Genomic DNA, 26,433 nt, shown 5'->3' with positions numbered 1-26,433 from the left:
CGATCTTTCACCAGTTACGAAAACAGGGCTATTTAGTGGAGCTTATTAAGCCGCTAAAGCCTGTGATCAACCTTATCATCGGATTGATTAATATAGGTTAATTCCTAAGGTTAAAAATCGTTTTTCTCTTGCCGCAAAAAGTTTTACCCGGTTATGTACCGAGTTCTGCACAAAGCTATCCACAGAAAACGTGAATAAGATCGCCCTTTTTTAGTCGCTCCTGTTTATAACTTTGCTGATATCTGTGAGTTATCCCATTGTTATCCGTTGTTCACAGCCGTAACCAGTGGTTTACCGCCTGTAAGGAGTATGAAACAATCAGAACATCCGAGTATTAGTTTGAGGTAGTCCGGTGATCGATGATGATGGCTACCGCCCGAATGTTGGTATCGTAATCTGTAATAAGCAGGGACAAGTGTTGTGGGCCAGGCGTTATGGGCAACACTCCTGGCAGTTTCCTCAGGGAGGGATTAATCCTGGTGAGACTGCGGAACAGGCGATGTACCGCGAACTTTTCGAAGAAGTTGGTTTACACCGGAAAGACGTCCGTATTCTTGCTTCTACCCGTAACTGGTTACGTTATAAGTTGCCAAAACGTTTGGTGCGTTGGGACACAAAGCCGGTTTGTATCGGCCAGAAACAAAAGTGGTTTCTTCTGCAGTTGATGTGTAATGACGCGGATATCAATATGCAAACCAGCAGCACGCCAGAGTTCGATGGCTGGCGCTGGGTGAGCTTCTGGTATCCGGTACGCCAGGTGGTTTCTTTTAAACGTGATGTTTACCGCCGCGTTATGAAAGAGTTTTCTGGTGTGGTAATGCCGTTGCAGGAGAGTTCTGTGCAGCGCAATGCGCCTGCTTATCGACGGAAAAGAGGTTAAGCCACGCAGATTATGCTCACTCAGTTGCGCGATATTGTTGAGAAAGTGGCGGGCGCTCCGCGCTTAAATGAGTCGCTGGAGATCCTGGTTAACGAGATTTGCCTGGCGATGGATATTGAAGTCTGCTCGGTGTATCTCGCTGACCACGATCGTCAATGCTACTACCTGATGGCAACGCGCGGGCTGAAAAAGCCGCGTGGTCGCACGGTTACGCTTGCGTTTGATGAGGGGATTGTCGGGCTGGTTGGCCGTCTGGCCGAGCCGATTAATCTCGCGGATGCGCAAAAGCACCCGAGTTTTAAATACGTGCCGGCCGTAAAGGAGGAACGCTTCCGCTCCTTCCTTGGCGTGCCGATTATCACCCGACGCCAGTTACTTGGCGTGCTGGTGGTGCAGCAGCGTGAACATCGCCAGTTCGATGAGAGCGAAGAGTCTTTCCTGGTTACCCTTGCCACTCAGATGGCAACCCTCCTTTCGCAGTCCCAGCTTCATCAGCTTTTCGGCCAGTTCAGACAGACGCGCATCCGTGCGCTGGCCGCAGCGCCAGGCGTGGCGGTAGCGCCTGGCTGGCTTGATACTACCCAGCCGTCGCTCGATCAGGTTTCCGCCGCGTCGACGCTGGACAGCCAGCGTGAACGCGAACGTCTGCTGCTGGCGATGGGTGAAGCCTCAAATGAGTTTCGCCGCTTCAGTAAACGTTTCACTGCCAGCGTGCAGAAAGAGAGTGCGGCGATCTTCGATCTCTATTCGCACCTGCTAAGCGATGCGCGGCTGAAAACCGATCTGTTTGCCGAAATTGATGCCGGTTCAGTGGCGGAGTGGGCGGTGAAAACCGTGATTGAGAAATTTGCCGCGCAGTTCGCCAGCCTGCAGGATAACTATCTGCGCGAACGCGCCGGTGACCTGCGCGTGCTGGGCCAGCGCCTGCTGTTTCACCTCGACGACAGCCTGCAGGGCACCAATGCCTGGCCAGAACGCTTTGTGCTGGTGGCCGACGAGTTAACCGCCACCACGCTGGCGGAGTTGCCGCAGGATCGTCTGGCTGGCGTGGTGGTGCGCGATGGCGCCGCCAACTCCCATGCCGCGATTCTGGCGCGCGCCATGGGCATCCCGACGGTGATGGGCGCCGATATTCAGCCGGAGCTGCTGAATAAACGCTTACTGATTGTCGATGGCTATCGCGGCGAACTGCTGGTTGATCCCGAGCCGGTGCTGGTGCAGGAGTATCAGCGCCTGATCAGCGAAGAGAACGAGCTGAGCAAGATGGCGGAAGATCTTGTTGAGCAGCAGGGCGCATTAAAAAGCGGCGAGCGCGTGCAGGTGATGCTGAATGCCGGTCTCAGCGCCGAACATGAGCAGGCGCTCGGCAGCTGGGTGGATGGCGTCGGCCTGTATCGTACCGAAATCCCGTTTATGCTGCACAGCGGCTTTCCTTCGGAAGAGGAGCAGGTGGCGCAGTATCAGGGCATGCTGCAACTGTTTCTGAATAAGCCGGTCACGCTGCGTACGCTGGATATCGGCGCGGATAAACAGCTGCCGTATATGCCGATTAGCGAGGAGAACCCCTGCCTCGGCTGGCGCGGCATCCGTCTGACGCTCGATCAGCCGGAGATCTTTCTGGTGCAGGTGCGGGCGATGCTGCGCGCCAATGCGGCGACCGGTAATCTGAGCATTCTGTTGCCGATGATCACCAGCATTGATGAGATCGACGACGCAAAACGCCTGATCGAACGCGCCGGACGCGAAGTCGAAGAGATGCTCGGTTACGTTATTCCGCAACCGCGTATCGGCATTATGATTGAAGTGCCGTCGATGCTGTTTATGATCCCGCATCTGGCCGGACGCGTCGATTTTGTCTCGGTTGGCACCAACGATTTAACCCAGTATCTGCTGGCCGTCGATCGCAACAATACCCGGGTGGCAAACCTGTACGACAGTCTGCACCCGGCGATGCTGCATGCCCTGCAGGGTATCGCTATCCAGGCGGAGCGTGCGGGCATTGAACTCTGTCTGTGCGGCGAGATGGCGGGCGACCCGATGTGTGTGGTGCTGCTGATTGGCCTCGGCTATCACCATCTCAGCATGAACGGGCGTAATGTGGCGCGGGTGAAATATCTGCTCAGCCATATCGATCGCGAAGAGGCGGAAAAGCTGGCGGAGAGCAGTCTGCTGGCGCATACCGCTGGCGGCGTTCGTCAGCAGGTAGCGGCTTTTATGGAGCAGCGCGGGCTGGGCGGATTGATTCGTGGCGGACGTTAAGCCGCTGCGAAACAAGGCTTTATTAAAGTTTACACGTTCTGGCCCCCGCATTAATTCGGGCTGTGATATGATTCGCAGCCTTAATTATCTGTGGTTTATGGCCGCAAGGCGGCAACAACGCTGCGGATAAGCGCCTGTGCGCACTGGTATAATCATTCAGCCGCCCCCCGTTCAGGGCAAAAATTTATGGTGAAAGATGAATAACGGCTATCTGGCTTTCCCTCAATTCGACCCGGTGATCTTCTCTGTCGGGCCGGTTTCCCTTCACTGGTACGGCCTGATGTATCTGGTGGGTTTCGTCTTTGCTATGTGGCTGGCGGTGCGCCGGGCCAATAAACCTGGCAGTGGCTGGACCAAAGACGAAGTCGAAAACCTGCTGTATGCCGGTTTCCTCGGCGTGTTCCTCGGTGGTCGTATCGGTTACGTGTTGTTCTACAACATGCCGCTGTTCCTCGATAATCCCCTCTACCTGTTTAAAGTCTGGGATGGCGGCATGTCATTCCACGGCGGTTTGCTGGGCGTGATCGGCGTAATGCTGTGGTTTGCGCACCGCACCAAACGCAACTTCTTCCAGGTGTCGGATTTTATCGCGCCGCTGATTCCGTTTGGCCTCGGCGCGGGTCGCCTCGGCAACTTTATTAATGGCGAGCTGTGGGGCCGTGTGGCGCCGGATCTGCCTTGGGCAATGCTGTTCCCCGGCTCGCGTGGCGAAGACGTGGCGCTGGCGGCAACCCATCCGCAGTGGCAGTCGCTGCTGGCCACCTACGGTGTACTGCCGCGTCATCCGTCGCAGGTTTACGAACTGCTGCTGGAAGGGATTGTGCTGTTTATCATTCTTAACCTGTTTATTCGTAAGTCGCGCCCGATGGGAGCCGTCTCCGGCCTGTTCCTGATCGGCTATGGCGCTTTCCGCATCTTTATTGAGTTCTTCCGCCAGCCGGACGCGCAGCTTGGCCTGTTCGATGGTGTGATTAGCATGGGTCAGATTCTGTCGGTGCCGATGATTCTGGCCGGTGTGATAATGATGATTTGGGCGTACCGTCGTCGCCCGCAGCAACAAATTTCGTGAGGAAAAATGAAACAGTATCTGGATTTAATGCAGAAAGTGCTCGCTGAGGGCACAGCGAAAAACGATCGTACCGGAACCGGCACGCTGTCGATTTTTGGCCATCAGATGCGTTTCAACCTGCAGGAAGGTTTTCCGCTGGTCACTACCAAACGCTGCCATCTGCGCTCCATTATCCATGAGCTGCTGTGGTTTTTGCAGGGTGATACCAATACCGCTTATCTGAAAGAGAACAAAGTCTCTATCTGGGATGAGTGGGCGGATGAGAACGGTGATTTAGGCCCGGTATACGGTAAGCAGTGGCGCAGCTGGGGCGCGGCGGATGGTCGTCAGATTGACCAGATCAGCAAAGTGCTGGAACAGCTGAAGCAGGACCCGGATTCCCGCCGTATTATCGTCTCGTCGTGGAACGTTGGTGAGCTGGATCAGATGGCGCTGGCGCCGTGCCACGCTTTCTTCCAGTTCTATGTTGCCGATGGAAAGCTCTCCTGCCAGCTGTATCAGCGCTCCTGCGATGTGTTCCTTGGCCTGCCATTCAATATCGCCAGCTATGCGCTGCTGGTGCATATGGTGGCGCAGCAGTGCGATCTGACCGTCGGTGATTTTGTCTGGACCGGTGGTGATACCCATCTCTACAGCAACCATCTGGAACAGACCGATCTGCAGCTGTCGCGCGAGCCGCGTCCGTTGCCGAAGCTGGTGATTAAGCGTAAGCCTGCATCGATTTTTGATTACCGTTTCGAAGATTTCGAGATTGAGGGTTACGATCCCCACCCGCCAATTAAAGCGCCGGTAGCGATTTAACTAACGGTTGCGGTGGTCAGTTTGCTGGCCACCGCATGGTTTATGATGTACCCGGTACAGAAAATGTCGGGGCAAGGCGGACATTTATTGTACGCGAATTAAACGTTTATCATTGTCCGGTTGATAGACGCTATCATGAAACCCTATGACAAAATAAACCTTCTGCCCGGGTATATTCTTGATGGTAAGTAACAGATTTTTTTCAATACAGTTATCCTGGCTTTCCATATCTTTAAAGCACAGCAAATCTTGTTTATAGCTCTGATCGTAATTGAGATACCCTTTGCCGGCAGCCCACACCGAAACATCAAAGTTTCCTGACTCTGAAGGCGCGGGGATATGGTATTTCTCCCGGAACTCCTGCTGATGATCTAACCACCAGTTAACTTTTGCTTTGTCAGTAAAAGGAAGGTGGTCAACTATCACATAGCTAAAATCATTGTGGTAATGAACGCCGATGACGTTGACAGGACGAAGGCTCCAGAAGTAACAGGCAGCCATCAGCAGGATGCTTGCTGATAACATAGTCTTACCAGACCTTTTCATTTTTATATTCTTCAATCTCAATTTCTGCACTGTTTGCCGCAATCAGTTCAGTTTCATACGTCATAAGACATCCTTGTCTGTTTATCCTGGCGTCGAGTCAGTGGCCGATCCGGAAGCAGGATCACAGCGCTATGTGACTGGCTGCAAACGGGTAAATCTTATTTCGCGCCATGCCGATAAGTACGTCAATGCTGCTCGTATCCTGCCATTGTTTACTTCACATTATCTGCAATGAAAACAAAAAACTCACAAGGCTATACCTTGCCGGAACTGCTTATCGTGCTGATGATTGCTGGCATCCTTGGCGTCAGCGCGATGGCCGGCTGGGTACGCTGGCAACAGCAGCAGCGACTGGCGGAGACCGCACAGCAGATCCAGCATTTCCTGCACCAGCTGCGTGCCTGGGCTAACTGGCACAACAGCGAACAGGTGCTGTGGCTGAAGCCGGGAGCACGCTGGTGTCTCGGCAGTGGCGTGATGCCCGCCGGAGCTTGTGAAAGCGGGCGACGCGACCAGCTGATCGCGCCCCATGCCGATGTTCAGCTGCTGAATCTCACTCAGGGGATGGGGTTCTATGGCAAACGAAATGTGGCGCGGGCGGGCAATATCGAATTTGCCAATGGCGCGGGCAACTGGCGGATTATTGTCTCCGCGCGGGCGCGTATCCGCCTGTGTAAAGCTGAAGAACAGGGAAACTGCCAGTGAAAACGCAAGGATTTAGCCTGATTGAAATGCTGATCGTTATGGCGCTCAGCGGGGTGTTAATGCTGGGAGCCATGCGGTTGTTGCCACAGCTTCAGGGGCAGAATATCCGGCTGATGGCGCAGTTACATCTTGAGGAGGAGCTACAGCAACTGATGATGACGCTGGAGAAAGCGCTGCGCCGCGCCGGTTACTGCAATGGCCAGTGTAGCGGCGAGGGGTTGCAGATTGCTGATAACGGACGCTGCATACTCATCAGATGGGATGAAAACAGTAATGGCCGCTGGGAAGAGCCTGCTCATGCGGAAAGCGAATTTTATGGTTACCGTTTACGTAATGAGAGCTTCGAGATGCAGCGCGGCGTCAGCAGTTGTGAGGGCGGCGGCTGGGAGCGCCTTACCGACCCGCAGGCCGTCACGCTGACCCAGTTTTATGCGTTGCGTGATAACCGCACGATTAAACTTAGATTAAGTGGTTATCACCCGGCCTCGCCTGCGCGCGCGGTGACGCTGGAACAGTGGGTAAACGGAATGAATTTGCCATGAGCCAACAACAGGGAAGCGGGGTATTGAGTATGGTGGTGATGATCTTACTACTGGGAACGGCGCTGCTGCATGCCACGCGTCAGCAGCTTGCGGCTTCGTTGTCGCTGGTGGCCCACGAGCGGCGGCATATTATCGATTTTTATGCAGCGCAGGGCGCGCTGGCATGGGGCAGTCAGCTGTTATGGTCAGAAAACAGCGGCTGGCAGTGCCAGACGGAACCGCAGCAGCAGTGGCGTGCCTGCCTGAATGACGCTAATGCCCAGCGCGGATTGTTGCGTGGCGAACATCTTAATGACGCCGGGCCTGCATTAACCCTCTGGCGCTGGGTGCAGCCTGATGCGGCCGTGCAGGGGCGCGTACTGCCGTTGGCCCACGGCTGGATTGATTTCTGCCCGCTTAACGATGCGGCGGAGTGCGATCCTGATGTTCACTGAGCGGCAGCAGGGTTTCAGTCTGGCGGAAGTGCTGTTTGCCCTGCTGCTATTTAGCCTCAGTTTAACCGCATTGTTGCAGTACCAGCGGGTACTGACGTCCGGCTTTGCCCAGCAGTGGCAGCAGCGTCAGGCATGGCGCAATGCCGCGCAACGTATTGAGGGGCATATGGTCGATGGCTGGCAGACGGAGCTGCTGGCGCAGCCCGGGCCTGGCGGTTGTCAGTTACTGAGCGCGCAGGCGCGCGGACCACTGGGACGTGAAGCGCAGCTGACGACGCTGCGTTGTGACCCCTGATAGTATTGCACCGCGTAAATTGCGCGATCGCGCGTTTGCTTCGCGCTATATCCGGGTTACAGTGTCGACGCCAGCGCCGCGCATTAGCAGGATTGAACAGGAGCAACGATGTTTACGGTTTACCACTCCAACCAGCTTGATTTACTGAAATCGCTGGCGGCATATCATATTGAAAACCAACCGTTACGTGATCCTTTTCAGTCTGAAGTGGTGCTGGTGCAGAGTCCGGGAATGGCGCAGTGGCTACAGATGTCGCTGGCCGAGCATTTTGGCATCGCCGCCAATATTGAATTCCCGCTGCCCGCCAGCTTTATCTGGGATATGTTTGTACGCGTATTGCCCGATATTCCCAAAGAGAGCGCCTTTAATAAAGCCAGCATGAGCTGGAAACTGATGACGCTGCTGCCGCAGATGCTGACGCGTCCCGAGTTTACTGCGCTGAACCACTATCTTACCGACGACGATGATAAACGTAAGCTGTTCCAGCTGGCGGCACGTGTCGCCGATCTGTTTGACCAGTATCTGGTTTACCGTTCTGACTGGCTGAACCGCTGGGAGAAAGGAGAGCTGCTGCTGGATATTGGGGAGGCTGAGCAGTGGCAGGCGCCGCTATGGGCAGCGCTGGTGGAATATACCCGTCAGCTGGCGCAACCGGAATGGCATCGCGCCAATCTCTATTCACGCTTTATCTCGCGACTGGAACAGAGCAGCGAACGCCCGGCTGGCCTGCCGGATCGGGTATTTATCTGCGGCATCTCAGCATTGCCGCCGGTCTATTTGCAGGCGCTTCAGGCGCTTGGCAGGCATATCGATATCCATCTGCTGTTCACCAATCCCTGTCGTCATTACTGGGGCGATATTCAGGACTATGGTTTTCTCGCCAGGCTGCAAAGTCGCCGTCGTCGTCATTTCCAGCAAAAGCGCGAGAGCGGACTGTTTCGCGATGCGGATAACGCCGCGTCACTGTTTGATGCCGCCGGTGAGCAGCAGCTAAGTAATCCATTACTGGCCTCGTGGGGCAAACTGGGCCGCGACAATCTGTTCTTACTGGCGCAGATGGAAGCGCAGGAGATCGATGCCTTTGTCGATGTCGCGGCCGATTCGCTGTTGCAGGCGGTGCAGCGCGATATGCTGGAACTGGATGACAACGCGGTTATCGGTATCAGCGCCGGGGAACTGGCAACCAGCGAGCAGAAGCGTCTGTTGCAGCTGCAGGATCGATCCATTGCCCTGCATATCTGCCACAGCCCGCAGCGTGAAGTGGAAGTGTTGCAGGATCGTCTGCTGGCGATGATGGCGGATAATCCTGAACTCTCGCCACGCGACATTATTGTGATGGTCGCCGATATCGATGCCTATACGCCGTTTATTCAGGCGGTATTCGGCAATGCCGCCAGTGAGCGTTTTCTGCCGTTTGCCATCTCTGACCGTCGCGCCAGTCAGGCGCATCCGTCATTGCAGGCCTTTCTCAGCCTGCTCAGCCTGCCGGACAGCCGCTTTGCCAGCGAAGAAGTGCTGGCGCTGCTGGAGGTTCCGGCGCTGGCGGCACGCTTTAATATTGATGAACCGGGCCTGCGTCGTCTGCGCCAGTGGGTAGCGGAATCCGGTATTCGCTGGGGACTGGATGACGATAACGTGCGCGATCTGGCGCTGCCCGCCACCGGTCAGCACACCTGGCATTTCGGTATTACGCGCATGCTGCTGGGTTACGCTATGGAGAGTGAGTCCGGCGACTGGCAGGGCATCTTGCCCTACGACGAATCAAGCGGCCTGATTGCCGAACTGGCCGGCAACCTCGCGGAGCTGCTGATGCAGCTAAACCAGTGGCGTCAGCGTCTGTCGCAGGCGCGTGAGCTGGAAGCCTGGTTACCGCAGTGTCGCCAGCTGCTGGACGATTTCTTTGTCGCAGATGCCAATACCGAAGCGGCACTGGCGCTGATTGAAGAGCAGTGGCAGCAGGCGATCACTTTTGGTATTCAGGCGCAGTATCAGCAGGCAGTGCCGCTGACGCTGCTGCGTGATGAGTTGTCGTCGCGTCTCGATCAGCAGCGCATCAGCCAGCGCTTTCTCGCCGGACCGGTCAACTTCTGTACCCTGATGCCGATGCGTTCAATTCCGTTTAAGGTGGTATGCCTGCTGGGGATGAATGATGGCGTCTATCCACGTACTCTGCCGCCGCTGGGTTTTGATTTAATGAGTCAGCAACCGCGTAAGGGCGACCGCAGTCGTCGCGATGACGACCGTTATCTGTTCCTTGAAGCGCTGCTGTCGGCGCAGAAACAGCTGTATATCAGTTATATCGGTCGCTCAATTCAGGATAATTCAGAACGCTATCCATCGGTACTGGTCAGTGAGTTAGTGGATTATATTGCGCAAAGTTTTTGTCTGCCCGGCGATGAAAAACTGGATGTCGACCGCAGTGCGCAGCGGGTGCGGGAGCATCTGCAACATCTGCACAGCCGCATGCCGTTTGCCGCCGAAAATTTTGCGCCGGATGCCGAGTATCAAAGTTTTGCCGCCGAGTGGCTGCCCGCGGCCAGTGGCAGTGGCGAACCGCATCCGCCATTTATGCAGGCGCTGCCCGTACAGGAACTGACGGAACTGAATTTCGATCAGCTGGTGCGCTTCTGGCGTCATCCGGTTCGCGCTTTCTTTAGCATGCGACTGGGCGTTGGTTTCCACCTTGAAGAGAGCGAACTGCCTGACGCTGAACCGTTCGAGCTCGACAGCCTTGGCCGTTACCAGATTAACGCGCAGCTTCTCAATGCGCTGATTGACGGCAAAGATGGCGATCAGCTGTTTGCTTATCATCGTGCGGCGGGCGATCTGCCTTATGGCGCCTTTGGCCAGCTGTTCTGGCAGGCACAGCGCGATGAGATGGTCACGCTGGCGGAACAGGTGCGTGAACAGCGGCAGAGCAGTGAAAGCTGGGAGATTAATCTGCAGATCGGTGAGGTGCAGCTTAGCGGCTGGCTGTCGCAGGTGCAGAGCGATGGTTTACTGCGCTGGCGTCCGGGCGTACTGAATTTTAACGATGGCCTGACTTTGTGGCTGGAACATCTGGTGTATTGCCGGATGGGCGGCACGGGTCGCAGCCGCATGTACGGGCGTAAAGAGAGCCAGTGGGCCTTCGATGCCATTGATCCTGAAGCGGCAAGCGAATGGCTGACGCGTTTTATCGACGGCTATCGACAGGGCATGTCGGCGCCGCTATTACTGCTGGCGAAAACCGGCGGCGCCTGGCTGGCTGCCAGCTATGACGAGAAAAGCGATTCCCTGTTGCTGGATGATGCCACTCAGGCGAAAGCGCGGGTAAAACTGTTGCAGGCCTGGCAGGGTAATTATCAGCTGGAAGGCGAGGGGAGCGATCCTTATCTGCAACGACTGTTTCGCGTACTGGATGAGGAGCAGGTGCGACATATTTGCCGTGAAGCAGAGAGCTGGTTGCTGCCATTACTGCGCTTTAACCAGAGCTGAGTTCGCGGTATCTGCCCGGCAGAGCCGCAGCGGCAACTTCAATTACTCCAGGTATGGTGTTACTTTGTAACAGACTTACTTTTTTGTGGTACTTATTTTTTGTGGCGTACACACAGGCGCTATTGTTGAGGGGTTTGAATGCGTAAGCACGTTGTCTGGATCACGAGTCTGTTTATTTGCTTTACCTTCTGGAGTCATTTTTCGCAGGCAGCGAACGGCTGGCAACCGATGGCCGAAACTATCCGCAAAAGCGAAAAGGACCCGCGTCAGTACCAGGCAATCAAACTGGAAAATGGTATGACGGTACTGCTGGTATCCGACAAGCTGGCGCCCAAATCCCTGACCTCACTGGCGGTGCCGATCGGCTCACTGGAAGATCCCGATAATCAGCTGGGGCTGGCGCATTACCTCGAACATATGGTGTTAATGGGCTCAAAGCGTTACCCGCAGCCTGATAACCTTGCTGAATTCCTCAAAAAGCATGGCGGCAGTCATAATGCCAGTACTGCCTCGTATCGCACCGCTTTCTATCTGGAAGTGGAAAATGATGCGCTGGAACCGGCTGCCGATCGTCTGGCGGATGCGATTGCCGAGCCGCTGCTGGATACGGTAAATGCCGATCGCGAACGTAATGCGGTGAATGCGGAACTGACCATGGCGCGTTCCCGTGACGGGTTGCGGATGGCGCAAGTGGGGGCGGAAACTCTGAACCCGCAGCATCCGAGCGCCCGCTTCTCCGGCGGTAACCTCGAAACCCTGCGTGATAAGCCTGACAGCAAACTGCATGATGCACTGACCGCGTTTTATCAGCGCTACTACTCGGCCAATCTGATGAAGGCGGTGATCTACAGCAATAAATCGCTGCCGGAAATGGCGCAGATCGCGGTGAAGACCTACGGGCGTGTCGCGAATCGTCAGGCCAGCGTGCCAGAGATTACGGTGCCAGCGGCGACCGAAAAGCAGAAAGGTATTATCATTCACTATGTGCCTGCTCAGCCGCGTAAGCAGTTAAAAATCGAATTCCGCATTGATAATAATAGCGATAAATTCCGCAGTAAAACCGATACGCTGATCGGCTATCTGATTGGCAACCGCAGCAAAAATACCCTGTCCGACTGGTTACAGAAAAGCGGCCTGGCGGATTCGATCAGCGCGGGCGCTGATCCGGTGATCGATCGTAATGGCGGGATCTTTGCCATTTCGGTTTCTCTGACTGATAAAGGACTGGCGAATCGCGATCAGGTGGTGGCGGCGGTATTCAGCTATATCAATATGCTGCGCAAAGATGGCGTCGATAAACGTTATTTTGATGAAGTGTCGCATGTGCTGGATCTCGATTTCCGTTATCCGTCGATCACCCGTGATATGGACTATATCGAATGGCTGGTGGATACCATGCTGCGTGTGCCGGTAGAGCATACACTGGATGCGCCTTACATCGCCGATCAATACGATGCGGCGGCGATCGAAAAGCGTTTGCAGGGCATGACACCAGAGAATGCACGGATCTGGTATATCAGTCCGAATGAGCCGCACAATAAGAGCGCCTATTTTGTGGAAGCGCCTTATCAGGTCGATAAAATCACCCCACAGCGCTTCGCTGACTGGCAACAGCAGGGGGAAGCGATTGCACTTTCACTGCCGGTGCTTAACCCCTATATCCCGGACGATTTCAGCCTGATCCCTGCCGGCAAAAAAAGCTGGGAACATCCACAGGAGTTGATCAATGAGCCTGGCCTGCGCGTATTTTATATGCCGAGCCAGTTCTATGCTGATGAGCCAAAAGCCAATATCACCCTGGCGCTGCGTAATAAAGCCTCGATGAATGACGCGCGTAGCCAGGTGTTGTTTGCGCTGAATGACTATCTGGCCGGTGTGGCGCTGGACGAACTGAGTTCGCAGGCGTCGGTGGGCGGCATCAGCTTCTCGACTTCCGAAGACGACGGCGTGATGTTTAGCGCCAGTGGTTTCACCCAGCGCCTGCCGAAGCTGCTGAAAACTCTGCTGGCAGGCTACGCCAGCTTTACCCCGGATGAGGCGCAGCTGGAACAGGCGAAGTCATGGTATGCCGAGCGTCTGGATTCGGCGGATAAAGGTAAGGCGTTTGAACAGGCGATTCAGCCGGTACAGATGTTGTCGCAGCTTCCTTATACTGAGCGCAGCGAGCGTCGTAAGTTATTGTCGTCGATTACGGTGAAAGAGCTGCTTGCGTACCGTAAGCAGCTGCTGGAAAACGCCACGCCGGAAATGCTGGTGGTGGGCAATATGACGCCGGATGCGGTCAGTACACTGGCGCGTGATGTGCGTGACCAGCTGAAGTGTAGCGGTGAGAACTGGTGGCACAGTGAATATGTCGCGGTTGATAAGCCGATGCTGGCGAATATTGAAAAAACCGGCAGCAGCACGGATTCGGCGCTGGCGGCGGTTTATATTCCAACCGGCTATGCTGAACATCAGAGTATCGCCAGCAGCGCGATGCTCAGCCAGATTGTACAGCCATGGTTCTATAATCAGCTGCGTACTGAAGAGCAGCTTGGCTATGCGGTATTTGCCTTCCAGATGCCGGTCGGGCGTCAGTGGGGCATCGGTTTCCTGTTACAGAGCAACAGCAAGCAGCCGGCATACCTGCTACAGCGCTATCAGGCATTTTATCCAACCGCGGAAAAACGTCTGCGCGCGATGAGCAAAGACGATTTTGCCCAGTATCAGCAGGCGATGATTAATGAACTGAAACAGCGGCCGCAAACGCTGGATGAAGAGGCCGGGCGTTTTACCAAAGATTTTGACCGCGAAAACTACCGTTTTGATACCCGTGACAAAGTGATCGAGCAGGTTAAGCTGCTGACGCCAGAGACGCTGGCGGACTTTTTCCATAATGCGGTAATGAAACAGCAGGGCCTGGTGCTGATGTCGCAAATCTCCGGTACCCAGCATGCTAAACCGGACTATGCCCAAGGCGAAGGCTTTAAAACCTGGGAAAATGTCTCCAGCCTGCAACAAATTTTACCGGTAATGAGTGAGAAAAAATGAGTGATCCGATTCCGCAGCGCCTTGACCCCTTAACCCTGCCGCTGGCGGGTGAGCGGCTGATTGAGGCTTCTGCGGGAACCGGTAAAACCTTTACCATTGGCCTGCTCTATCTGCGGTTGCTGCTGGGGCTCGGACAGCAGGCGGCGTATCCGCGTCCGCTGTCGGTAGAGGAGATACTGGTGGTAACCTTTACCGAGGCCGCCACTGCCGAGCTGCGCGGGCGTATTCGTAGCAATATTCATCAGCTGCGTATTGCCTGTGTGCGCGGCGCCACTGATGATCTGATGCTGCAACAGCTACTGCTGCAAATCGACGATCTGCAACAGGCGGCGTCAATGCTGCTGGCGGCGGAGCGGCAGATGGATGAGGCGGCGATTTTCACCATCCATGGTTTCTGCCAGCGTATGCTGAATCTTAATGCTTTTGAATCCGGCATGCTGTTTGAACAGCAGCTGATCGAGGATGAGCATACGCTGCGCCGTCAGGCGACCGCCGATTTCTGGCGTCGTCACTGCTACCCGTTGCCGCTGTCGATTGCGCAGGTAGTGGCGGCGGAGTGGAGTGGGCCGGATGCGTTGCTGTCAACGCTGTCGCCCTGGCTACAGGGTGAATCACCCACGCTGAAATATCCGCCGGCACTGGATGAGACGCTGAGTGAACGCCATGCGAAGCTGATTGCCCGTATCGATCAACTGAAAGCGCAATGGCGGGCGGCTGCGGCTGAACTGCATGCGCTAATCAGTGATTCTGGCGTCGATAAACGTAGCTACAGCAGTAAACATCTGCCGAACTGGCTGGAGAAAATCGGCCAGTGGGCGGAAGAAGAGACGCAGACCTACACGGTGCCAAAGGATCTGGAGCGTTTTGCGCAGAGCACGCTGGATGAGAAGACCAAAAAAGGTCAGGCCCCGCGGCATGCCTTGTTTAGCGCGGTTGAGCTGTTTCTGGCGGAGCCGCTGTCGCTGCGTGACCTGGTAATTGCCCGGGCGTTACAGGAGATTCGTTTTGCCACGCGGCGGGAGAAGCGACTGCGTGCGCAGCTGGGCTTTGATGACCTGCTTAGCCGGTTTGACGAGGCGTTGCAGCAGCCCGGCGGGCCGTTGCTGGCCAGCACCATCCGTAACCGCTATCCGGTGGCGTTAATCGATGAATTCCAGGATACCGATCCGCAGCAGTACCGGATTTTCCGCACGCTGTATGTCGGGCAGCCGGAAAGCGCGCTGCTGCTGATTGGCGACCCGAAACAGGCGATCTATGCGTTTCGTGGCGCGGATATTTTCACCTATATGAAAGCGCGTTCCGAAGTGAGTGCGCACTATACGCTGGACACTAACTGGCGCTCCTCGCCGCCGATGATTGCCAGTGTTAACCGGCTGTTTTCGCGGCTGGACAATCCGTTTTTATTTCACGAGATCCCCTTTCTGCCGGTACAAGCCGCAGCGCCCAACCAGGCGCTGCGTTTTACTGTAGAGGGGCAGCAGCAACCGGCGTTGCGCTTCTGGTTGCAGCCGGGCAGCGGCGTTGGCGTCAGTGAGTATCAGCAGTATATGGCGCGTCAGTGTGCTGCTGAGATCCGTCACTGGCTGAGCGCTGGGCAGCAGGGGAAAGCGCTGATCGGCAAAGGCGAACAGATGCGCGCGGTGCAGGCATCGGATATCACCATTCTGGTACGCAGTTATGGTGAAGCGGCTGTGATGCGCGAAGCGCTGAACGGCCTGAATATTCCTTCAGTTTATCTCTCCAATCGCGACAGCGTGTTTTCCACCCCGGAAGCGCGGGAACTGTTATGGCTGTTGCAGGCGGTGCTGGCGCCGGAGCAGGAGCGTACCCTGCGCAGCGCGCTGGCGACCAGCATCCTCGGGCTGGATGCGCCTGCCCTCGATAGTCTGAGTCAGGATGAACGCGCCTGGAACCGGCTGGTGGATGAGTTCGACCGTTATCGCCAGCACTGGCTGAAGCGCGGTGTATTGCCGATGCTGCGTGAACTGATGGTGAAGCGCCATATTGGCGAAAATTTGTTGCTGTCCGCCAGTGGCGAGCGTCGGCTTACCGATCTGCTGCATCTTGGAGAGCTGTTGCAGGAAGCGGCGACCCAGCTCGACAGTGAACATGCGCTGGTGCGCTGGCTGGCGCAGCAGATTGCGCAGCCTGACAGCCAGGCCTCTAATCAGCAGCTGCGGCTCGAAAGCGATCGCCATCTGGTGCAGATTGTCACCATCCATAAATCCAAAGGGCTGGAATATTCGCTGGTGTGGTTGCCGTTTGTCGCCAATTTCCGTGAGGCGGCAAACGGCATTTATCACGATCGGCAAACCTTTCAGGCGCTGCTCGATCTGCAGGGTGATGAAGAGAGTCAGCAACTGGCGGAACAGGAGCGGCTGGCGGAGGATTTACGTCTGCTGTATGTGGCGCTGACGCGTTCCATCTGGCATTGCAGTATCGGTATTGCGCCACTGGTAAAGGGCAATCGCAAGAAAGAGGGCAGCAGCGATCTGCATAAAAGCGCCCTCGGCTTCCTGCTGCAACGCGGCGAGGAGGCTGACAGTGAGCAGTTGCTTGCGTTGTTACAGCAGCTGGATGGTGAAGAGATGGCACTGACCCGCGAAGAGGTTAGCGATAATACCCCCTGGCAGCCCGCATTAACGGATCAGCAACCGCTCAGCAGCCGGCAGGTTGGTCGCGCGTTGCGTGATGAGTGGCGCGTAACCAGTTACTCCGGTTTACAGCAGCATGGGCCCACTATGGCGCTCGATCTGACGCCGCGTTTTGATGTTGACGCTGCGGGTGAAGCGGGTCAGGTAAGTGAGCCAGCACTTACTCCGCACAGCTTTCCCCGTGGCGCATCGCCGGGCACTTTTCTGCACAGTCTGTTTGAAAATATCGATTTTACCCAGCCGCTAAACCGCGAATGGCTACAGCAACAGTTGCAGCAACAGGGCTACGATGAGATATGGCTGCCGGTACTGGAGCAGTGGGTCGAACGTATTCTGGCGACACCGCTGAATAACAGCGGCGTCAGCCTTAGTCAGTTGCAGCCGCAACAGATGCAGGTCGAACTGCAATTTTATCTGCCGATTAGCGCGCTGCTAAGCGCGCCTGCGCTCGACAAAGTGATGCGTCAGCATGATGCGCTGTCAGCACAGGCGCCTGAACTCAATTTCCAGCAGGTGCGCGGTATGCTGAAAGGCTTTATCGACCTGGTGTTCTGCTGGCAGGGGAAATATTACCTGCTGGACTATAAATCTAACTGGCTGGGCGACGAGAGTGCAGCCTATACCCCGCAGGCGATGGAGCAGGCAATGATCGCCCATCGTTATGATTTGCAGTATCAGCTCTATACGCTGGCGCTGCACCGATATCTGCGCCACCGGCTGGCGGATTATGACTATCAGCGTCACTTTGGCGGCGTGCTGTATCTGTTTTTACGCGGAGTCGACGGTAGCGCCAGTGAAAACGGCGTATTTCACACCCGCCCTTCCGGGGAATTTGTGACGGCGCTGGACCAGTTATTTGCCGGTAGCGCACAGGAGGCGACATGCTGACCGATCTGTTGCGCCAGGCGGTAGAGAAACGGCTGCTGCGTGCGCTGGATGTGCAGTTTGCGCGGATGCTGGCCGATGAATCGCAACCGGCGCTGATGCTGGCGGCGGCGTGGATCAGCGCCGAAGCCGGGGAGGGCCATGTCTGCCTGCCTTTGTCGCAACTAACGCAATCGGCGCTGTTTGCCGGACGTCATCCCGAACTGGCGGCGGCAATCTGGCAGGCGGCAGAAGCGCCCGATGACTGGCAGGCCTTGCTGTTAAACAGCGAGGCGGTTAGTGATGGCTCACTTGCGACCCCGCTGGTATTGCAGCAGCAGCGTCTGTACCTCAACCGGATGTGGCAGGGCGAAGGTAAAGTTGCGGCATTTATTGCTGCTGAACCTGCGCCTGAGCTTACCGATCGCAGTGTATTGCGTACGGTACTCGATCAGCTGTTTGGTCAGCAGCCGGATGACTGGCAGAAGATTGCTGCAGCGGTGGCGATAACCCGCAAGATATCGGTTATTTCCGGCGGCCCCGGCACCGGTAAAACCACCACGGTAGCCAAATTGCTGGCGGCGCTGATCCGCCTGACGCCTGGCCCGCTACGTATTCAGTTAGCTGCGCCAACCGGTAAAGCGGCGGCGCGACTGACGGAGTCGCTGGGCAAAGCGCTGCACGGGCTGGATCTCAGCAGTGATGAGCAGCAAAAATTTCCGGCAGAAGCCACCACCTTACACCGGCTGCTGGGCGCGCAGCCGAACAGCCAGCGTATGCGCTACCACGCGGGCAACCCGCTGCATCTTGATGTGCTGGTGGTGGATGAGGCATCGATGGTCGATTTACCGATGATGGCCAATCTGATTGCAGCACTGCCAAAGCAGGCGCGGGTGATTTTTCTTGGCGACCGCGACCAGCTGGCGTCGGTTGAGGCTGGCGCAGTGCTGGGTGATATCTGCCGCTGCGCCGAGGCAGGCTACAGCGTTGAACGTGCGCAACAGCTGACACAACTGACCGGCTGTCAGGTGGAAGGCCAGCGTGATGAACAGGCTTCGGCGGTACGCGACAGTATCTGCCTGTTGCGTAAAAGCTATCGTTTTGATCAGCAGTCGGGGATTGGTCAGCTGGCGCTGGCGGTTAATGCCGGTGATCTGCGAGCCGCTGATGCGGTATTCAGTGCCGGTTACCACGATATTGAACGTTATCCGCTTGCCAGCGCTGAAGATTATCAGCAGTTACTTAATGACTGTGTGGCCGGTTATCGTCCTTATCTGCAACTGGTTGCGCAGCAGGCGCCACCACAGCAGGTGATGGCGGCGTTTTCGCGCTATCAGTTACTCTGCGCATTGCGTGAAGGGCCATTTGGGGTGGTGGGGCTGAACGAGCGTATTGAACTGACGCTGCATCAGCGGCGACTGATCCAGCGTCCGCCAGTGGCCAGCAGCAAATGGTATGCCGGGCGTCCGGTGATGATCGCCCGTAATGACCGTGCCCTTGGCTTGTTTAATGGTGATATTGGCATTGCGCTGCATGATGAAGAGAATGAGTTAAAAGTGTTCTTTCCGCTGCCTGATGGCACCATCAAAGCGGTGCAGCCCAGCCGTCTGCCGCCGCACGATACCGCTTTCGCCATGACGGTACATAAATCGCAGGGATCGGAGTTTGAACATACCGCGCTGGTGATGCCCAACCATTTTCTGCCGGTACTGACGCGCGAACTGGTTTATACCGCGATTACCCGCGCCCGTGCGCGGCTGACGCTCTATGCGGATAATTCGGTCTGGAGTAAAGCGGTCAGGATGCGCACGCAGCGACGTAGCGGATTGCAGGAGCGGCTGGTCGGACGCTGAACGGGCTGTGGGCGGAACAATGTGACCACAGCCGTCAATATTACGCCTGTAAGCGTAATTGCTCTTTCAGCTGTTCAAGAATATGCAGGCATTCTGTAATCTTCGCCTGTTCTTTTGATGCGCGAATTCGCAGCGCCAGATTCCAGTTATTCAGTTCCCTGGCATTGTTCACCAGCCCTGAATCGGCCGCGATTCTGCCGCACTTTTCCAGCCATTGCGCCACTTCCGCCCAATCCCAGAGCGGTGACTGACCGGTGATTCGTTGAATCGGATTGGGGAAGTCACCTTTGCCACGTGTGCCGTCTTTCAGCATGGTGATTGCCTGGCGCGACAGGTCTGAAAGTTCCGCAATATCGCTCAGGCCGACAAGGGTTGAATCAACAGATTCAACACGTGCGCCGATATCAGCGCCTTCGATATCCCGAATGGCGGTTGCAATCGCACTGTTTAGCGAGGGGGCATCACGCTCAAACTCCAGATAGATGGCTTTGCCATAATAGCTAAGTACAGCGTCGTCACAACCCGCGGCAAAAAGCGCATCTTCATGGCCTGCTGTGTCGAGATTAATGCCGGATACCGTCAGAGTGAAGTTATAGAATGCCATGCTGGCTCCTGTTGCCTTTTAAGTTTAAAAGGCGGTAATAACCCCCGCCTTTGGGATAAACAAAAAAACTGACTTATTTTACGGTTGCAGTCATATCACTGTTAAGGCAGACATTTATTGATGTAACGAATGATTTGTCTGGCAAAGTGTTCAGGGTTTTTTGGTGTCGACCAGATACTGTGCATATGTTCGGTGTGCCCCGCAATGCCACAGCGAATTTTGCAGAACGGGTGAGCTTTGCTGCTGCACTCGACAATAATCCAGCCATTTGCTAATGCATGATCGATCGCTGCCTGAATGTCCTTATGTGGGTGCTTTTTCATTAGCCTCCGGTTGCGCTAATAATAGGCAGAGTGTGAACCTGTGTCAACGGTCAGTGATGCTGATGGTGTAGACCCTTTGTCGCACAAGCCACGCCAGTTACGGCAGACAGCCTGCAGCTGCCACCGGTGCGCTTAAATTACCCTATGGAGAAATTTGGTTTTTCGAGGAGGTTCAGAGAGTTATGTAAATTTTTTTCAGCAGCGTATCAGGGCGACAAGAATACCGCCCTGGCAGGGAAATCTAGCGTAAATCCGCCATCAGCACTTTGGAGCGACGCTGATAGTTATACATCTGCTTTTTACTCTCCGGCAGCACTTCAATATCAACCGGCGTAAAGCCGCGTTCCTGGAACCAGTGAATACTGCGGGTGGTCAGCACAAACAGCTTTTTCAGTCCCATCTGGCGCGCCTGTAGCGCTACTCGCTCTAACAGCGCTTCACCGCGTGATGAGCTGCGATAATCCGGATGCACCGCCACACAGGCCATTTCACCGATCTTCTCTTCCGGGAAGGGATAGAGTGCGGCACAGGCGATAGTCAGATTGTCGCGTTCGATAATCGTGAACTTGTCGATTTCCATCTCCAGCTGTTCACGTGAACGACGCACCAGAATTCCCTGCTCTTCCAGCGGGCGAATCAGTTCCAGAATACCGCCGATATCGTTAATGGTGGCGCGACGGATCTGCTCGGACGACTCCATCACAATTTGCGTACCAATACCGTCGCGCGAGAACAGTTCCTGCAACAGGGCGCCATCCTCCTGATAACTGATCAGATGGCTGCGACGCACGCCGCTGCGGCAGGCTTTCACTGCGCCACGCAGAAAACGTACCGTGCCGGAGAGGTAGTCGCCTTCCGTTTCCTGCGCTTCAATCAGCGCCTGTGCATCGTTGGGGAACAGTTCGGAGATAATATTGCCTTCATCATCCGTTACCCCTTGCTCAGAGCAGAAGCCGATCATCTTTTCTGCTTTTAACTTGATGGCAAGCTGGGTAGCCACCTCTTCTGAGGTAAGGTTAAAGCTTTCGCCAGTCACCGATACCGCCACCGGCCCCATCAGCACAATCGCGCCGCTATCGAGCTGACGATGAATCGCTTCTTCGTCGATACGGCGGATACGTCCGCTATGACAGTAGTCAACGCCGTCATCAATACCCAATGGCTGGGCAATAATAAAGTTACCGCTGACCACATTGATATGCGCGCCCTGTAGCGGCGTATTATTCAGGCTCATCGACAGGCGGGCGGTAATGTCCAGCTGTAAGCGACCGGCGGCCTGCTTGACCAGCTCTAACGAATGCGCATCGGTAACCCGGGTATGCTTATGATAAATCGGTTCGAGCTGATGTTCAGCCAGGTTGGCGTCAATCTGCGGACGCGCGCCATACACCACCACCAGGCGGATGCCGAGGCTGTGTAACAGGCCGATATCATTGACGATGCTGGAGAAGTTTTGGTGCTCAATCGCTTCGCCGCCGAGCATAATGACAAAAGTCTTACCCCGGTGCGTATTGATATAGGGAACGGTGTGGCGAAAACCCTGAACCAGTTCAGTACTACGTTCCTTCACGGCAAACCCTCTTTGCATGTTTATTCGAAATTTTTGTATTTTTATTCTTTTATCGCTTCTGATGCAAGAGGCAATTATCCTTAGTTATCACCAGCTACGTCATTTTAGTCCGGCTAATTCTCTGCATTTATTCGCTTTTTCCGGGTGACAGCGATTAACGGATTGGTTAAAGTTTTTGCCTTATTTTTCTTTTTGGCTGTTTTTTAGACATACCACAGTAATCTGGAGCGGCATGACCGAATCAAACTCTTTCCTCAGTCGACGCCGGTTGTTACAAAGCGCCGGCGCGGTTTGGCTGCTAAGCGTCAGTCCTGCTGGCTTCGCCGCCAGCAGTCATATCGTGGCGGTGCGCATCTGGCCCTCATCAACGTACTCGCGCTTAACGCTGGAATCGAATATCCCGCTTAAATATAAGCAGTTTGCCCTGAGTAATCCTGAACGTGTGGTGGTCGATATCGAGAATATCCACCTCAATAAGGTGCTGAAAGGGGTAGGCGAGCTGGTGCTGAATAATGATCCCTATATTAAAAACGCCAGGGTAGGGCAGTTTGACCAGCATACTGTTCGTCTGGTGCTGGAACTGAAGCAGAACGTCTCACCGCGCATTTTTACCCTGCCGCCAGTGGCAGGGATCAAAGATCGTCTGGTGCTGGATCTTTATCCGGTGCAGGGCAAGGTAGAAGACGATCCACTGCTGGCGCTGCTGGAAGAGTATAACCAGGGCGATCTGGAGCGATCGCAACCAGCAGAAGCGCCGTTACCGGGTAAAGCCGGACGTGATCGGCCGATTGTGATTATGCTCGATCCGGGCCATGGCGGTGAAGACTCGGGGGCGGTGGGCAAAAATAAAACGCGTGAGAAAGATATCGTGCTGAAAATTGCCCGCCGCCTGAAAGCGATGATCGACAAGCAACCCAATATGCGGGCTTATATGACACGTAATGAAGACGTGTTTATTCCGCTAAAAGTGCGGGTGGCAAAGGCGCGCAAGCAGCGTGCCGATCTGTTTGTCTCAATTCATGCTGATGCTTTTACCAGCCGTGCCGCACGCGGTTCATCGGTTTTTGCGTTATCGACAAAAGGGGCAACCTCAACGGCGGCGCGTTTTCTGGCGCAGACCCAGAACGAATCGGATTTAATTGGCGGCGTCAGTCGCAGTGGCGACCGCTATCTTGATCACACCATGTTCGATATGGTGCAAAGTCTGACGATTAATGACAGCCTGAAGTTTGGTAAAGAGGTGCTGTCGCGACTGGGCAAGGTAAATCATCTGCATAAGCGTACCGTCGACCAGGCTGGATTCGCAGTATTAAAAGCGCCAGATATCCCGTCGATTCTGGTGGAAACTGCGTTTATCAGTAATCTGGAAGAGGAGCGTAAGTTGCGTACCACAAAGTATCAGCAGCAGGTGGCCGATGCGATTCTGTCCGGAATAAAGGCTTATTTTGCCAGTGGCGCGGCGCTGGCCGGGAAATAACAGGTTGGGGCGGCAGAGATGTCGCTCCTGCCTGCAGAATCTGGCGAATGCCAGAAACAAAAAAACACCCGAAAGGGTGCTTTAATAGTGGTTGCGGGAGCCGGATTTGAACCGACGACCTTCGGGTTATGAGCCCGACGAGCTACCAGGCTGCTCCATCCCGCGTCCGATTGACTGTCGCTTCCGTCACGACAGGTACTTCTTTGTTTACTGCCTATTCGCCATCATGCTGCGAATTGGTTGCGGGAGCCGGATTTGAACCGACGACCTTCGGGTTATGAGCCCGACGAGCTACCAGGCTGCTCCATCCCGCGTCCGTGGAAGCGCACTATACTCTCCGCGCGTTTTGATGCAACCCATTTTTGCAGAAAATTGATTTAAATACCCGGTATTGACCAATTTGTCCGCCAGTTGCTGATTTGTTGCACAATGCGCCCGGTTCTTTTTTTTCCTGATGCATTTTAATCTGATTTCGCCTTTGCTAGGCTTCGGCATGGATCACTGGCGAGATAAGAGAAAGCAATGAAAGGATGTTGGTTAAAGTATGTAATCACCGGCGCGCTACTGGCGCTACTGGCGGGATGCTCGTCTAAACCCACTGACCGGGGACAACAATATAAGGATGGCAAGCTGGATCAGCCGCTGGAGCTGGTAAATCAGCCCAATGCCAAAGGACGTCCGGTTAATGGCCGCGACTTCTCCGATCAGGTTGGCGCGGTAAAAGTTGCTTCTCCGGGGATGTTCACTCGCCAGAACGGTACCTGGAGTGCAATCGAAGGCTGGTTGATGTCCGGTGGTGATACCCGTCAGCTGCGCCAGTTTGGTCTTGATGCTTTCCAGATGGAAGGGGTCGATAACTACGGTAACGTACAGTTTACCGGTTACTACACGCCAGTGATCCATGCGCGCTATACCCGTCAGGGTGAATTCCAGTATCCGCTGTACCGTATGCCACCACGCAGTAAAGGACGCCGGCTGCCAAGCCGTGCCGAAATCTACAGCGGTGCGCTTGATGAGCGCTATGTAGTGGGGTACAGCAATTCGCTGATCGATAACTTTATGATGGATGTGCAGGGCAGTGGCTACGTCGACTTTGGCGATGGTCGCCCGCTGATGTTCTTTGGCTACGGCGGCAAGAATGGTCACGGCTATCACAGTATTGGCAAGACATTGATCGATCGCGGTGAAGTGAAGCGCGAAGATATGTCGATGCAGGCAATCCGTAAATGGGCTGATGAACATAGCCCGGCGGAAGTGCGTGAATTGCTGGAAACTAATCCTTCATTTGTCTTCTTTAAGCCAGAGGATTTCGCGCCGGTGCGGGGCGCCAGCGCTGTACCGCTGGTGGCGAAGGCGTCGGTGGCGGCTGACCGCTCACTGATCGCACCGGGCACTGTGCTGCTGGCGGAAGTGCCGCTGCTGGATAATAACGGTAAATTTACCGGTAAATATGAGATGCGGGTGATGATGGCGCTGGATGTTGGCGGCGCCATCAAAGGCCAGCACTTTGATATCTACCAGGGAATTGGCGCAGAAGCCGGTCATATGGCGGGCTTCTTTAACCATTATGGCCGCGTCTGGGTATTACGCAGCGCGCCGGGCGCTGCCACCACGCTGTTCAGCAGTAACCAAAACGGCAATAATGGTTCAATGCTGACCAGCGCAAACCAGTAAACTGCCATCGGTGCGGGAGCCGAAAACGGCTCCCCTGCACTGTTTCAACTAACACATTGCACGGGCGGCGTTCTCGCCGCCCGTGCTGATGAATTGTACCATCCCGCTTTATCGATTCTAACCAGGGCAGATTCATGATTTCTCTTTCCGACGCCTGGCGCCAGCGCTTTGGCGGCACCGCACGTTTATATGGTCAGGATGCACTGCAGCTTTTTGCTGAGGCGCATGTCTGTGTCATCGGTATTGGCGGTGTCGGTTCATGGGCGGCAGAGGCGCTGGCGCGTACCGGTATCGGCGCGATTACCCTGATTGATATGGATGATGTTTGCGTCACCAATACTAACCGTCAGGTGCATGCGCTGCGTGACAATGTCGGTAAGGCGAAAACCGAGGTGATGGCGGAACGTATTCTGGCGATTAACCCGGAGTGCCGGGTGATTTGCGTTGATGATTTTATTACCGCAGAAAATACCGCTGAATTGCTGAGCGGCGGATTTAGCTATGTGATCGATGCGATTGACAGTGTGCGGCCTAAAGCGGCATTGCTGGCATGGTGTCGCCGCAACAAAATGCCGCTGGTGACCACCGGCGGCGCTGGCGGGCAGATCGATCCAACCCAGATTCAGGTCGTGGATCTGGCGAAAACCATTCAGGATCCGCTGGCGGCTAAGCTACGCGAACGTCTGAAGCAGGATTTCGGCATCGTGAAAAACAGCAAGGGCAAGCTGGGCATCGACTGTGTGTTCTCTACTGAAGCGCTGATGTATCCACAGCCGGATGGCACGGTATGCGCCTCACGCAGTACCGCCGAGGGACCGAAAAAAATGGACTGCGCCGCCGGCTTTGGCGCTGCCACCATGGTGACGGCGACCTTTGGTTTTGTCGCCGTTTCTCATGTACTGAAAAAGATGATGGCAAAGGCGGCGCGGCAGGCGGTTTAAGCTACCGCGCGGCTGACGGCATCCGCCAGCGCCTGTAATCCACTGCTGCGCGAGCTGCTTAACTGCTGGCGCAGTCCCAGTTGATCAAATAGTGTCAGCGGATCCTGCCGCCGCAGCGCTGCGGCGGTTTGCCCTTCAATGGCGGTCAGCAGCACCGCCAGTAAGCCACGTACAATACGGCCTTCACTGTCACCATAAAAGTGCAGAGTGCCATCCTCCAGCAGCTGATGGCCAAGCCAGACACGGTTTTCACAGCCGCTCAGTTCAATTTCACTGTTTTTCAACTCTTCAGACAACGCAGGAAGTTGCTTGCCCAGTAAGATCAGCTGGCGATAGCGATCTTCCCATTGCTGAAAGGCGGAGAATGTCTCCAGCAGGCTTGTTACGGTAATTGATGCGCCAAATGGATGCGGCGCCAGCACGGCTGAAGTCATA

20 protein-coding genes and 2 tRNA genes are annotated in these 26,433 nt (G+C 55.3%); 15 read left to right on the top strand and 7 right to left on the bottom strand.

The window, feature by feature from the left end; genetic code table 11:
- The first annotated feature begins 352 nt into the window (after nucleotides 1–352).
- From rppH to thyA, 4 genes are all read left to right on the top strand, one after another.
- A complete protein-coding gene (gene rppH, locus J2125_RS06605) occupies nucleotides 353–880 on the top strand; it encodes an RNA pyrophosphohydrolase (RefSeq protein ID WP_017803569.1) in 528 nt (175 codons plus the stop codon).
- A 12-nt stretch (nucleotides 881–892) separates the two neighbouring features.
- A complete protein-coding gene (gene ptsP, locus J2125_RS06600) occupies nucleotides 893–3,139 on the top strand; it encodes a phosphoenolpyruvate--protein phosphotransferase (RefSeq protein WP_017803570.1) in 2,247 nt (748 codons plus the stop codon).
- A gap of 196 nt (nucleotides 3,140–3,335) precedes the next feature.
- A complete protein-coding gene (gene lgt, locus J2125_RS06595; protein WP_017803571.1) occupies nucleotides 3,336–4,208 on the top strand; it encodes a prolipoprotein diacylglyceryl transferase in 873 nt (290 codons plus the stop codon).
- Nucleotides 4,209–4,214: 6 nt separating this feature from the next.
- A complete protein-coding gene (gene thyA / locus J2125_RS06590; protein ID WP_017803572.1) occupies nucleotides 4,215–5,009 on the top strand; it encodes a thymidylate synthase in 795 nt (264 codons plus the stop codon).
- Between the two features lie 84 nt (nucleotides 5,010–5,093).
- On the opposite strand, the gene J2125_RS06585 is transcribed toward thyA, so the two are convergent.
- Nucleotides 5,094–5,534, bottom strand: coding sequence for a DUF943 family protein (locus J2125_RS06585; protein WP_017803573.1), 441 nt, complete (start codon nucleotides 5,532–5,534; stop codon nucleotides 5,094–5,096).
- Between the two features lie 252 nt (nucleotides 5,535–5,786).
- Between J2125_RS06585 and J2125_RS06580 the strand changes: the two genes are divergently transcribed.
- From J2125_RS06580 to recD, 8 genes are all read left to right on the top strand, one after another.
- Entirely contained in the window at nucleotides 5,787–6,260 is a 474-nt protein-coding gene (locus J2125_RS06580) for a prepilin peptidase-dependent protein (protein WP_017803575.1), read from the top strand.
- Nucleotides 6,251–6,802, top strand: a complete 552-nt coding sequence (locus tag J2125_RS06575) for a prepilin peptidase-dependent protein (protein WP_026112058.1) — start codon at nucleotides 6,251–6,253, stop codon at nucleotides 6,800–6,802. Before J2125_RS06580 ends, J2125_RS06575 begins: the two co-directional genes overlap by 10 nt.
- Nucleotides 6,799–7,236 (top strand): DUF2509 family protein, encoded by a 438-nt coding sequence (locus tag J2125_RS06570; RefSeq protein WP_040462577.1) that lies wholly within the window; start codon nucleotides 6,799–6,801, stop codon nucleotides 7,234–7,236. Before J2125_RS06575 ends, J2125_RS06570 begins: the two co-directional genes overlap by 4 nt.
- The gene (locus J2125_RS06565) at nucleotides 7,226–7,531 is read left to right on the top strand and encodes a prepilin-type N-terminal cleavage/methylation domain-containing protein (protein ID WP_017803578.1); all 306 of its coding nucleotides are present in this window, start codon (nucleotides 7,226–7,228) and stop codon (nucleotides 7,529–7,531) included. The genes J2125_RS06570 and J2125_RS06565 overlap by 11 nt, the downstream gene beginning before the upstream one ends.
- A 108-nt stretch (nucleotides 7,532–7,639) precedes the next feature.
- Nucleotides 7,640–11,008: an exodeoxyribonuclease V subunit gamma gene (gene recC / locus J2125_RS06560; protein WP_017803579.1), complete on the top strand. Its 3,369-nt coding sequence runs from the start codon at nucleotides 7,640–7,642 to the stop codon at nucleotides 11,006–11,008.
- Between the two features lie 138 nt (nucleotides 11,009–11,146).
- The gene (gene ptrA, locus J2125_RS06555; RefSeq protein ID WP_017803580.1) at nucleotides 11,147–14,038 is read left to right on the top strand and encodes a pitrilysin; all 2,892 of its coding nucleotides are present in this window, start codon (nucleotides 11,147–11,149) and stop codon (nucleotides 14,036–14,038) included.
- Complete coding sequence (recB, locus tag J2125_RS06550) at nucleotides 14,035–17,580, top strand: exodeoxyribonuclease V subunit beta (RefSeq protein WP_017803581.1); 3,546 nt, start codon at nucleotides 14,035–14,037, stop codon at nucleotides 17,578–17,580. The genes ptrA and recB overlap by 4 nt, the downstream gene beginning before the upstream one ends.
- A complete protein-coding gene (gene recD / locus J2125_RS06545) occupies nucleotides 17,574–19,409 on the top strand; it encodes an exodeoxyribonuclease V subunit alpha (RefSeq protein ID WP_017803582.1) in 1,836 nt (611 codons plus the stop codon). Before recB ends, recD begins: the two co-directional genes overlap by 7 nt.
- 40 nt (nucleotides 19,410–19,449) lie before the next feature.
- Here the strand turns inward: recD and J2125_RS06540 are convergent, their stop codons facing one another.
- The 3 genes from J2125_RS06540 to argA all read right to left on the bottom strand — a co-directional run bounded on the left by J2125_RS06540 (nucleotide 19,450) and on the right by argA (nucleotide 21,924).
- Nucleotides 19,450–20,013 (bottom strand): helix-turn-helix transcriptional regulator, encoded by a 564-nt coding sequence (locus J2125_RS06540; RefSeq protein WP_017803583.1) that lies wholly within the window; start codon nucleotides 20,011–20,013, stop codon nucleotides 19,450–19,452.
- Nucleotides 20,014–20,114: 101 nt separating this feature from the next.
- The gene (locus J2125_RS06535; protein WP_017803584.1) at nucleotides 20,115–20,336 is read right to left on the bottom strand and encodes a hypothetical protein; all 222 of its coding nucleotides are present in this window, start codon (nucleotides 20,334–20,336) and stop codon (nucleotides 20,115–20,117) included.
- 241 nt (nucleotides 20,337–20,577) lie between these two features.
- The gene (gene argA / locus J2125_RS06530) at nucleotides 20,578–21,924 is read right to left on the bottom strand and encodes an amino-acid N-acetyltransferase (RefSeq protein WP_085939541.1); all 1,347 of its coding nucleotides are present in this window, start codon (nucleotides 21,922–21,924) and stop codon (nucleotides 20,578–20,580) included.
- 214 nt (nucleotides 21,925–22,138) lie between these two features.
- On the opposite strand from argA, the gene amiC reads away from it, so the two are divergent.
- A complete protein-coding gene (gene amiC, locus J2125_RS06525; RefSeq protein WP_017803586.1) occupies nucleotides 22,139–23,383 on the top strand; it encodes an N-acetylmuramoyl-L-alanine amidase AmiC in 1,245 nt (414 codons plus the stop codon).
- 88 nt (nucleotides 23,384–23,471) lie between these two features.
- On the opposite strand, the gene J2125_RS06520 is transcribed toward amiC, so the two are convergent.
- Together J2125_RS06520 and J2125_RS06515 are read right to left on the bottom strand one after the other, a co-directional pair.
- Nucleotides 23,472–23,548 (bottom strand) — tRNA-Met (locus J2125_RS06520).
- A gap of 72 nt (nucleotides 23,549–23,620) precedes the next feature.
- Nucleotides 23,621–23,697 (bottom strand) — tRNA-Met (locus tag J2125_RS06515).
- A 208-nt stretch (nucleotides 23,698–23,905) separates the two neighbouring features.
- Between J2125_RS06515 and mltA the strand changes: the two genes are divergently transcribed.
- Together mltA and tcdA are read left to right on the top strand one after the other, a co-directional pair.
- Nucleotides 23,906–25,057, top strand: coding sequence for a murein transglycosylase A (gene mltA, locus J2125_RS06510; protein ID WP_017803587.1), 1,152 nt, complete (start codon nucleotides 23,906–23,908; stop codon nucleotides 25,055–25,057).
- Nucleotides 25,058–25,191: 134 nt separating this feature from the next.
- Nucleotides 25,192–25,998: a tRNA cyclic N6-threonylcarbamoyladenosine(37) synthase TcdA gene (gene tcdA, locus J2125_RS06505; protein WP_017803588.1), complete on the top strand. Its 807-nt coding sequence runs from the start codon at nucleotides 25,192–25,194 to the stop codon at nucleotides 25,996–25,998.
- Here the strand turns inward: tcdA and csdE are convergent.
- Nucleotides 25,995–26,432 (bottom strand): cysteine desulfurase sulfur acceptor subunit CsdE, encoded by a 438-nt coding sequence (gene csdE, locus J2125_RS06500; protein WP_017803589.1) that lies wholly within the window; start codon nucleotides 26,430–26,432, stop codon nucleotides 25,995–25,997. The genes tcdA and csdE overlap by 4 nt on opposite strands.
- Nucleotide 26,433 lies beyond the last annotated feature (1 nt).

The organism is Winslowiella toletana (assembly GCF_017875465.1).
In the GTDB taxonomy this organism is placed as follows: Bacteria; Pseudomonadota; Gammaproteobacteria; order Enterobacterales; family Enterobacteriaceae; genus Erwinia; species Erwinia toletana.
This window is presented reverse-complemented; position numbering and strand designations above follow the sequence as displayed.

Coding starts and splice junctions, on each gene's coding strand:
- J2125_RS06540 (WP_017803583.1), bottom strand. CDS start 20,013: ATGGCATTCTATAACTTCACTCTGACGGTATCCGGCATTAATCTCGAC.
- csdE (WP_017803589.1), bottom strand. CDS start 26,432: ATGACTTCAGCCGTGCTGGCGCCGCATCCATTTGGCGCATCAATTACC.
- argA (WP_085939541.1), bottom strand. CDS start 21,924: ATGCAAAGAGGGTTTGCCGTGAAGGAACGTAGTACTGAACTGGTTCAG.
- J2125_RS06580 (WP_017803575.1), top strand. CDS start 5,787: ATGAAAACAAAAAACTCACAAGGCTATACCTTGCCGGAACTGCTTATC.
- recC (WP_017803579.1), top strand. CDS start 7,640: ATGTTTACGGTTTACCACTCCAACCAGCTTGATTTACTGAAATCGCTG.
- J2125_RS06565 (WP_017803578.1), top strand. CDS start 7,226: ATGTTCACTGAGCGGCAGCAGGGTTTCAGTCTGGCGGAAGTGCTGTTT.
- amiC (WP_017803586.1), top strand. CDS start 22,139: ATGACCGAATCAAACTCTTTCCTCAGTCGACGCCGGTTGTTACAAAGC.
- ptsP (WP_017803570.1), top strand. CDS start 893: ATGCTCACTCAGTTGCGCGATATTGTTGAGAAAGTGGCGGGCGCTCCG.
- J2125_RS06585 (WP_017803573.1), bottom strand. CDS start 5,534: ATGTTATCAGCAAGCATCCTGCTGATGGCTGCCTGTTACTTCTGGAGC.
- recD (WP_017803582.1), top strand. CDS start 17,574: ATGCTGACCGATCTGTTGCGCCAGGCGGTAGAGAAACGGCTGCTGCGT.
- lgt (WP_017803571.1), top strand. CDS start 3,336: ATGAATAACGGCTATCTGGCTTTCCCTCAATTCGACCCGGTGATCTTC.
- J2125_RS06535 (WP_017803584.1), bottom strand. CDS start 20,336: ATGAAAAAGCACCCACATAAGGACATTCAGGCAGCGATCGATCATGCA.
- tcdA (WP_017803588.1), top strand. CDS start 25,192: ATGATTTCTCTTTCCGACGCCTGGCGCCAGCGCTTTGGCGGCACCGCA.
- ptrA (WP_017803580.1), top strand. CDS start 11,147: ATGCGTAAGCACGTTGTCTGGATCACGAGTCTGTTTATTTGCTTTACC.
- thyA (WP_017803572.1), top strand. CDS start 4,215: ATGAAACAGTATCTGGATTTAATGCAGAAAGTGCTCGCTGAGGGCACA.
- recB (WP_017803581.1), top strand. CDS start 14,035: ATGAGTGATCCGATTCCGCAGCGCCTTGACCCCTTAACCCTGCCGCTG.
- mltA (WP_017803587.1), top strand. CDS start 23,906: ATGAAAGGATGTTGGTTAAAGTATGTAATCACCGGCGCGCTACTGGCG.
- J2125_RS06570 (WP_040462577.1), top strand. CDS start 6,799: ATGAGCCAACAACAGGGAAGCGGGGTATTGAGTATGGTGGTGATGATC.